An 8,937-nucleotide genomic window follows, 5' to 3' on the forward strand; every position below is an offset into this window, starting at 1 on the left:
TGTCATAATAAAGGAAATTGTTCACGGATACTTAAAATAGTAACGGAAAATTCAGATAAATAAAAGTGAATCCGATAAAGTAAAATTTTAATCTATAGGGTTCTATCCAATTACTAATTTTAGATATTCTTTTTCAACACAAAAATACCCCATTAGATAAAATATCTAATGGGGTACAAATTCATAAATTTATTTTTAAACTACAACTATATTTATTAACCTACCAATCTCCTACTCAACCGTAACAGACTTAGCTAAGTTACGTGGCTTATCAACGTCACACTCGCGGTGAAGTGCTGCGTAGTATGAGATAAGTTGTAATGGAATAACTGCTACTAGCGGTGCTAGCGCTTCGTGTACAGCTGGTAATACGAAGCTGTCACCTTCCATTTCTAAGCCTTTCATTGAGATGATACATGGGTTAGCTCCGCGTGCTACTACTTCTTTCACGTTACCACGAATTCCAAGGTTTACGTGCTCTTGTGTAGCAAGTGCGATAACTGGTGTACCATTTTCAATTAAAGCGATTGTACCGTGTTTTAACTCTCCTCCAGCAAATCCTTCTGCTTGGATGTAAGAGATTTCTTTTAGCTTTAACGCGCCTTCTAAACCTACGTAGAAGTCTACGCTACGTCCGATGAAGAAACAATTACGCGTTGTTGCTAAAAATTGTTTTGCTAATGCGTCCATTTCCTCTTTTTGATCACAAAGTTCTATCATTGCATTTGCTACAAGTCCTAATTCGTGTGTTAAATCGAAATCAAGAACTTCACCTTTCGCTCTAGCAATGTCCGCAGCTAAAATTGAAAGTACTGCAAGTTGTGCTGTATAAGCTTTCGTTGATGCAACTGCAATTTCTGGTCCCGCGTATAACGGAAGTGTATAATCAGCTTCACGAGAAAGCGTAGAACCAGGTACGTTTGTAATCGTTAATGCTTTATGCCCCATTTCATTTGTCTGTACAAGTACTGCACGGCTATCAGCTGTTTCACCACTTTGTGAAATGTAAATGAAGAATGGTCTTTCTGTTAATAATGGCATGTTATAAGAGAATTCACTTGCTACATGCACTTCAACTGGCATTTTTGCAAACTTCTCGATAAATTGTTTTCCAACAAGACCTGCATGATAACTTGTTCCACATGCAATGATGTAAATACGATCGCTATCTAAAATTGCATTGCGAATGTCTTGATCTAATTCAATCTCGCCATTTTCATCTTGGTACTTTTGAATTATATTACGGATTACAAGTGGTTGTTCATCGATTTCTTTAAGCATGAAATGAGGATATGTTCCCTTTTCAATATCACTTGCATCTAATTCCGCTGTAAACGGTGCACGTTCAATCGTTTCACCTTGTAAGTTTTTAATTGTAATACTTTCTTTCGTTACAATTACGATTTCTTTATCCATTAATTCAATAAATTGATCTGTAACTTGTAACATCGCCATAGCGTCGCTCGCCACAACATTAAAGTTGTCACCAACACCTACTAATAGCGGGCTTTTGTTTTTAGCAACATAAATCATGTTTGGATTTTCAGCATCAAGTAATCCGATTGCATAAGAGCCATGTAAAAGAGATAGCGTATTACGGAACGCTTCTTCTACACTTAGTCCTGTGCTCACTTGTTGTTCCATAAGCTGCACGATAACCTCTGTATCAGTTTCACTTACGAACGTTACATCTTGTAAATATTCCTTTTTCACTAACTCATAGTTTTCAATTACACCGTTATGAACTAGTGTAAAGCGTTTTGATGTACTTTGATGCGGATGCGCGTTTACTTTGCTTGGAACACCATGTGTAGCCCAGCGCGTGTGACCGATTCCCACGCTTGCTGCTACGTTCTCATCTACGATTTCGCGAAGTTTTGCAATACGACCTTTTTCTTTGTATACAACAACACCGTTCTTTGCTTGTACTGCAATACCTGCTGAATCATATCCACGATATTCTAGCTTTTCTAAACCTTTTAATAAAATTTCCTTTGCATCTTGTTCTCCAATAAATCCTACGATTCCACACATGTTTAGTCGCCGTTACAAATGCTTACACTGCTCTGCGAACATGTAACGACATAGTCCGATACCATTTTTATTTATACTAAAAAACGGATTACATATTGCTAGCCCTGTAAGCTTGTAACGGCTTTCACCTTCCTCTCGATTGGGTTTAAGTCCGTATATACTTATACAGCTAGTTTTCATCCGTTCCTTTTCTCTCATCACACTTTCACCTTTGTCCACTAAGTCACCTTAATGATTTAAGTAAAAGATTGCGGTTGTGATGAACAACCGGGAGTCATCCGCCGAAATCTCGATAAACCCCACCTCGTCAACTACACTACTTGTAGTTCTGGCGCTTCTATAAATTACAATATTTCCTTTGAGAAAAAGAACAAGACCATCTTATAACAAACATGGATAAACCGTCAATGAAATTTTTTTCATTGTCTATAAAACATATGAAAAAGGAGCACTTCTTGTGCTCCTTTTTCAATAAATTCATCAAATTATTCAGCGCCAACTTCCGCTTTCACAACTTCTACAATGCGATGCACATATGCGTCACAAACTTCTTGTGTTGGTGCTTCTGCCATTACACGAATAAGTGGCTCTGTTCCAGATGGACGAACAAGAATGCGGCCATCACCATTCATTTCTTCCTCTACAATACGAATAATTTCTTTAATTTTTTCGTTTTCTAATGCTAGCTTTTTATCTGTTACACGAACGTTTACTAGTAATTGCGGGAATTTTGTCATTTCTCCTGCAAGCTCAGATAATGGTTTTTTCGTCATTTTCATGATGTTTACAAGTTGAAGTGCACTTAACATTCCATCACCAGTTGTAATGTAATCAAGTAAGATAATGTGACCTGATTGTTCTCCTCCCAGGTTATATCCACCACGCTTCATTTCTTCCATTACGTAGCGATCACCAACTGCTGTTTTATCACTTGTAATACCGTTAGCTTCAAGCGCTTTATAGAAACCTAAGTTACTCATAACTGTTGAAACAACTGTATTGTGCTTTAGTTGACCAGTTTCTTTCATGTACTTTGCACAAATAAACATAATTTGATCGCCATCAACGATGTTTCCTTTTTCATCTACAGCGATTAAACGGTCACCATCACCATCAAAAGCAAGACCGATATCAGCACCTTTTTCTTTTACTAATTTAGCTAATACTTCTGGATGTGTAGAGCCTACTCCATCATTAATGTTCATACCGTTTGGTGAAGTACCCATTGTTGAAATATCAGCTTCTAAATCCGCAAATAAATATGGAGCTAAAGAAGACGTAGCACCATGCGCACAATCTAAGGCGATATGTAAACCAGAGAAATCTTCCTCTACAGTTTGTTTAATGTATTGTAAATATTTTTGTCCACCTTCAAAATAATCACTCACTTGTCCAAGATTAGTACCTGTTGGACGTGGCAACTCATCAACTTCTTTGTCTAATAAAGCTTCGATTTCTGCTTCCTGCTCATCCGTTAATTTAAAACCGTCTGAACCAAAGAATTTAATTCCGTTATCCTGTACTGGATTATGAGATGCAGAAATCATAACACCTGCTTGTGCATCTAACGCTTTTGTTAAATAAGCAACACCTGGTGTAGAAATAACACCAAGACGCATTACTTCTGCTCCAGTTGATAATAGACCTGCTACTAAAGCTCCTTCTAGCATATGTCCTGATATACGTGTATCACGGCCGATAATTACTTTTGGACGATCTGTATCTTTTGTTAATACATAACCACCGAAACGTCCAATTTTGAACGCTAATTCAGGCGTTAACTCCTGGTTCGCTACCCCGCGTACTCCATCTGTACCAAAATATTTACCCATTATGATTCGCTCCTTTGTCTGGCTCTTTTTGATTATCTACCGTTGGCTCTTGACTAGTTTCTTTTTCTTTATTTTGTTCCTTTTCCTGTTCCTTTTCCTGTTCCTTTTCCTGTTCCGGATCAGGTTTAGGTTCAGATTCAGGATTTTTTGGTTTTTCAGTTTGATTATCTTGGTTATTATTTGAATCTGGTTTTTCACCGTTACCCTGTACTTCTTTATCTGGATTTTCTTTCTTCACAATTGTGACTTTAGCACTTTTTTGTTTTGGCTCTATTGAAATATTACCAGGACCGCTCACTTGAATAGAAACATCCTTCGTCCCCGGAGATACATTTTGCAGATTAATCGCTGCTGTTATTTGAGCTGCTGTTATTTTATCTACTATACTTGTTTCTCCTGAAATATCAACGCTTATCTTCCCATCTTGCGGCGAAAGTAGCTGGGCCGTAACATCTTTAGAAAGTCCATTTTTTTGAATTGATATACCATCAATCGTTCTTGTTTTCGTTTGTTTTGTTTTTTGCACACCTACTGAAACCTTCACTTGATTCGGTTTTGCACTTGTTACACCCTTTGGTAATAAAACAGAGGTATCGAATGTTGTAGACTCTGTCAATTGACTAAGATCTACTTCGACCCCCTCTATCGATTGTATATTATCCAATATATCTTTTGGACCTGCTATCGTTATTTCTCTCGGCTCAACACTAATATTTGTAACGGCCAATCCTTCTGGTAAACTCCCCTTTTTCGTATACGTTACAGGAACAGTTTTTTCAGTATTATTGGCCGTTGCTTGCGTCGTCACATTCAACGTTACATTAATTTTAGATGGACTTGTTCTTACATTTAAACGTTTTCCTTCTTTATTGTATAATGTAACTTCGGCTGTTTTCGTAACAGTTTTATTAACACCTTTTAAATCAATATACGCTTTAGCAGATGAAATACTTTCAATTTCTTCTTTCGTCCCAACTACCTCAACAGTATCAGGTTTAATGTTTGATTTTTCGAGGGTAGAACCCGCTGGCATCTGATCCTCATTTGATAATTTTAAGTCTACATGAACATATTTTCTCGCTTTTTCATGAAGAGTAATTTTAATTGTCGATGGCTGAACTGTTCCTTTCACATCATCTGGAAGCCCGTTCGTTTTCAAAGAAACTTCATAAGTTCCTGTTTCGCTATCTCTCAAATCAACTGGTATATCAAATTGTTTTTTTGCTATTGCTGTAGCAACTGCTGCTTTTGGGCCCTCTAACTTTACCTTAACGCCCTCTGCCGGAATACCACTTACAATATATTTCTCTTCATCATACTTAAGGTTAATATCATAATTAGTTAATGTTTCTTTCGCATCATTTGCAAAAGGTAGTATCCCTGATGTCGTATTTTTTTCAGTTAAAGTCGCTGACATAAAAAGCATACACGCCAATAGTAATGAGATTCCTTTTAAAAACCAATGATTCTCCATTAACTTATCCATGACGCTTTCTCCTCCAATTCCATAAAGACGAAGAAGTCGTTTTTTCGTTCGCACTAAACTCAGCTAACAACATATCTTTCAGTTGTTCTGTCTTCAAATCACGATGCAACTTACCATTTTTCGTTAAAGAAATTTGGCCTGTTTCTTCCGACACAACTACTGTAATACTATCCGTAACTTCACTAACTCCCATTGCAGCGCGATGCCTAGTTCCTAACTCCTTAGAGATAAATGGACTTTCCGATAACGGCAGATAACATGCTGCTGCTTTAATGGTACTTCCTTGCATAATTACTGCTCCGTCGTGAAGAGGTGTATTAGGAATGAAAATATTAATGAGTAATTCCGATGATACGTTTGCATTTAGCGGAATACCCGTTTCCACATAATCACCCATACCGGTCTCTTTTGACAAAGTAATTAATGCACCTATTCTACGTTTCCCCATATATTCCGTTGCTTTCGCTATCGCTGTTGCAACGATTTCAGGTTCATCATCCTCTTGAGTCCCAACACGAGAAAACAGGCTCCCGCGTCCTAGCTGCTCAAGCGCTCTTCGTAATTCTGGCTGGAAAATAATAATAACGGCCAAAAATCCCCACGTTAATACTTGTTCAGTTAGCCAATATAGCGTATGCAATTCAAGGAAAATACTGATCATCCGAACGACAATAATAACTGTAATCCCTTTTAAAAGTTGAACAGCTTTCGTCCCCCGGATTATGAGAATTAGCTTGTATATAATAAACCATACAACGGCAATATCTAATACCGTACTAAGATATTTCAAAATGGTCGTATCTTCAAAAGGCATGCTAACCCTTCCTCCTACTTACGAGCAATTCTATCCATATATTGAAATATTATTTTATGCTCTATCTGTATGTATTTCCAACAACTAGTTAATTATACCATACATGAAACAAACAACAATTACAAACAACCCCCTTTAGTCTAAATTGGTAAGATGTCAAACATTCTTATCGTACAGTATAATATAAATCATTATTATACTCCTATTTTCAAATAAAAAAAGCAACTTCTCAGTTGCTTTTCTTACATTTATTTTAGTTTTTCACCGAATAAAGAACCCATTAAAGCAACCGCTGTTGTTGCTGTTCTATTTCGCTCATCTAAAATCGTATTTACCTCAACAAACTCAGCAGATGTAACAATATCAGCTTCCGCTAACATTTCCATTGCTAAATGGCTTTCACGATAAGATAGGCCACCAATTACAGGCGTTCCAACTCCTGGTGCATCATGAGGATCAAGACCATCTAAATCTAATGATAAATGGACACCATCAGTATGAGATAAATACGCGATTGTTTCTTCCATAACAGCCGTCATACCCATACGATCGATCTCGTGCATTGAGAATACTTTAATACCTTCATTGCGGATGAAGTCTTTTTCTCCTTCATCTAATGCTCGTGCACCGATAATTACAACATTCTCTTTTTTCACCTTTGGATATGCCCCGTATAAATCTACAAGTGAAGGATGTCCATACCCTAAACTTGCTGCAAGTGACATACCGTGAATATTTCCAGATGGTGAAGTTTCTTCTGTATTTAAGTCGCCATGTGCATCATACCAAATAACACCTAAATTTTTATAATGTTTGGCAACACCAGCTAATGTACCGATAGCGATACTATGGTCACCACCTAATACAAGTGGAAAACGTCCTTCTTCTATAATATGATCCACCTTACTTGCTAATTCGTTACATACAGTTGCAACTTGTGTAAGGTTTCTTAAGCTTGTATTTACATCTACTTCTTTTTCTCTCTCTATACATATATCTCCCATATCTTTAACGTCATATCCAATTTCTTCAATTCTTTCAACTACGCCTGCATAACGGATTGCACTCGGCCCCATATCAACTCCACGACGCATCTGTCCTAAATCCATTGGAACTCCAATAACTGAGATTTCTTTTTTCATAGATAGTATCCCCCTTTTGTGCCTTCACTAAATATTTTAAATCTTTTATATAGTCTGACTCAACTCGACATTTTTTTGTATGGATATACAAATTATTCACTTATATCCGCTTTGAAACCCAAATGTTAAGACTATTCTATGTATAAAGTTAACTTAATGAAACAACTACCATCATTATTATTAGATAATAATAAAAAAACACTTCTACATTTAGGAGTGTTTTTCTGATGCTATTTTCCACACTGCAGCAATATTTTTTGCTGTCATTTCGATATTCTCTGCTGCTACTTTATATGCCTCTTCTAAAGTCATCGGACTCGCTGTAATACTAAATACTGCATCAATTCCTTTTTCATGAACAGCAGTGTAATTTGGAGACACAGATCCTCCAATAGCAATGACAGGAATGTGAAAATGCTTCGCACGCTCCGCAACACCTACAGGCGCCTTTCCGTATGCTGTTTGTTCATCTATTCTACCTTCACCAGTTATAATTAAATCTGCTCCATCTATATACTTATCAAATTTTGTATAATCTAATACAATTTCAATTCCTCTCCGCAAGTTTCCCTTTAATACCGCTATAACAGCTGCTCCCATACCTCCTGCAGCCCCTGCGCCAGGTATTTTAGATACGTCGCAAGATAAGTATTGTTTAAGGATGTGCGCATAATGCTTTAAATTCTCATCCAGCTCTTTCATCATCTCTGCATTCGCCCCCTTTTGCTGCCCAAATACAAGAGATGCTCCTCTTATTCCAACTAACGGATTATCTACATCACATGCTGCTTCTATCTTTATATGCATTAAGCGTGAGTCCATTCGCGAAAAATCAATAGCGACAATTGAATGTAACGTTCCTCCAGATGGATCTATTACTTCCCCTTTTCCATTTATAAACCTGACTCCTAAAGCTGACAACATACCTGCTCCTCCATCATTTGTAGCACTTCCTCCAAGTCCTAAAATAATGTGCTCAGCTCCTTCATCTAGCGCATGTAGTATAAGCTCTCCTGTTCCTTTCGTCGTTGTAACAAGTGGATTTCGCTTTTTAACCGGAACATGTTGTAACCCTGATGCTGCTGCCATTTCAATAAACGCTGTCTTTTTATCTTTAGACATACCGTAAAAGGCTTGTACACGTTCTCTAAGCGGTCCTGTCACATGAAGTGATGTAATCCTCCCCCCTGTGGCATCAACAAGTGAATCAACCGTTCCTTCACCTCCATCTCCAATTGGTATTTTTACATACTCTGCTTTAGGGAAAATTGCTCCAAAACCTCTTTCAATAGCCTCACATACTTCTATAGCTTTTAAGCTTTCTTTATATGAATCAGATGCAATAACAACTTTCACAATTATCCCCATCCTTTATTTTCACGTTTTCTCCATTTTAAATGAAAAATATGAAAGTTGTCTTTTCAAACACAAAAAAAGCTTACATCATATGATGTAAGCTTTTTTTTAGATGGAGCCTAGCGGGATCGAACCGCTGACCTCCTGCGTGCAAGGCAGGCGCTCTCCCAGCTGAGCTAAGGCCCCTTAGTAATTAAGCGGAAGACGGGATTCGAACCCGCGACCCCAACCTTGGCAAGGTTGTATTCTACCACTGAACTACTTCCGCAAAAA

Annotated in this window: 7 protein-coding genes and 2 tRNA genes; all 9 read right to left on the reverse strand. The window is 37.5% G+C overall.

All coding sequences use genetic code 11. The annotated features are described in order from the left end of the window. Positions 1-231 precede the first annotated feature (231 nt). Positions 232-2,034 (reverse strand): glutamine--fructose-6-phosphate transaminase (isomerizing), encoded by a 1,803-nt coding sequence (gene glmS / locus V7S50_RS30440; protein ID WP_063223538.1) that lies wholly within the window; start codon positions 2,032-2,034, stop codon positions 232-234. Positions 2,035-2,046: 12 nt separating this feature from the next. Then, positions 2,047-2,232, reverse strand: a complete 186-nt coding sequence (locus V7S50_RS30445; protein WP_033659100.1) for a hypothetical protein — start codon at positions 2,230-2,232, stop codon at positions 2,047-2,049. Between the two features lie 287 nt (positions 2,233-2,519). Further along, a complete protein-coding gene (glmM, locus tag V7S50_RS30450) occupies positions 2,520-3,866 on the reverse strand; it encodes a phosphoglucosamine mutase (protein WP_242256400.1) in 1,347 nt (448 codons plus the stop codon). Further along, the gene (locus V7S50_RS30455) at positions 3,859-5,352 is read right to left on the reverse strand and encodes a CdaR family protein (RefSeq protein ID WP_242256402.1); all 1,494 of its coding nucleotides are present in this window, start codon (positions 5,350-5,352) and stop codon (positions 3,859-3,861) included. Before V7S50_RS30455 ends, glmM begins: the two co-directional genes overlap by 8 nt. Beyond that, positions 5,345-6,166, reverse strand: coding sequence for a diadenylate cyclase CdaA (cdaA, locus tag V7S50_RS30460; RefSeq protein ID WP_063223536.1), 822 nt, complete (start codon positions 6,164-6,166; stop codon positions 5,345-5,347). Before cdaA ends, V7S50_RS30455 begins: the two co-directional genes overlap by 8 nt. Positions 6,167-6,414: 248 nt before the next feature. Continuing rightward, complete coding sequence (gene rocF, locus V7S50_RS30465; RefSeq protein WP_242256404.1) at positions 6,415-7,308, reverse strand: arginase; 894 nt, start codon at positions 7,306-7,308, stop codon at positions 6,415-6,417. A 210-nt stretch (positions 7,309-7,518) separates the two neighbouring features. Beyond that, complete coding sequence (locus tag V7S50_RS30470) at positions 7,519-8,664, reverse strand: glycerate kinase (RefSeq protein ID WP_242256406.1); 1,146 nt, start codon at positions 8,662-8,664, stop codon at positions 7,519-7,521. A gap of 113 nt (positions 8,665-8,777) precedes the next feature. Beyond that, positions 8,778-8,850 (reverse strand) — tRNA-Ala (locus tag V7S50_RS30475). A 10-nt stretch (positions 8,851-8,860) separates the two neighbouring features. Continuing rightward, positions 8,861-8,932 (reverse strand) — tRNA-Gly (locus V7S50_RS30480). Between the last annotated feature and the right edge of the window lie 5 nt (positions 8,933-8,937).

This window comes from Bacillus sp. CCNWLW194, assembly GCF_037120585.1.
GTDB classification, from domain to species: Bacteria; Bacillota; Bacilli; order Bacillales; family Bacillaceae_G; genus Bacillus_A; species Bacillus_A basilensis.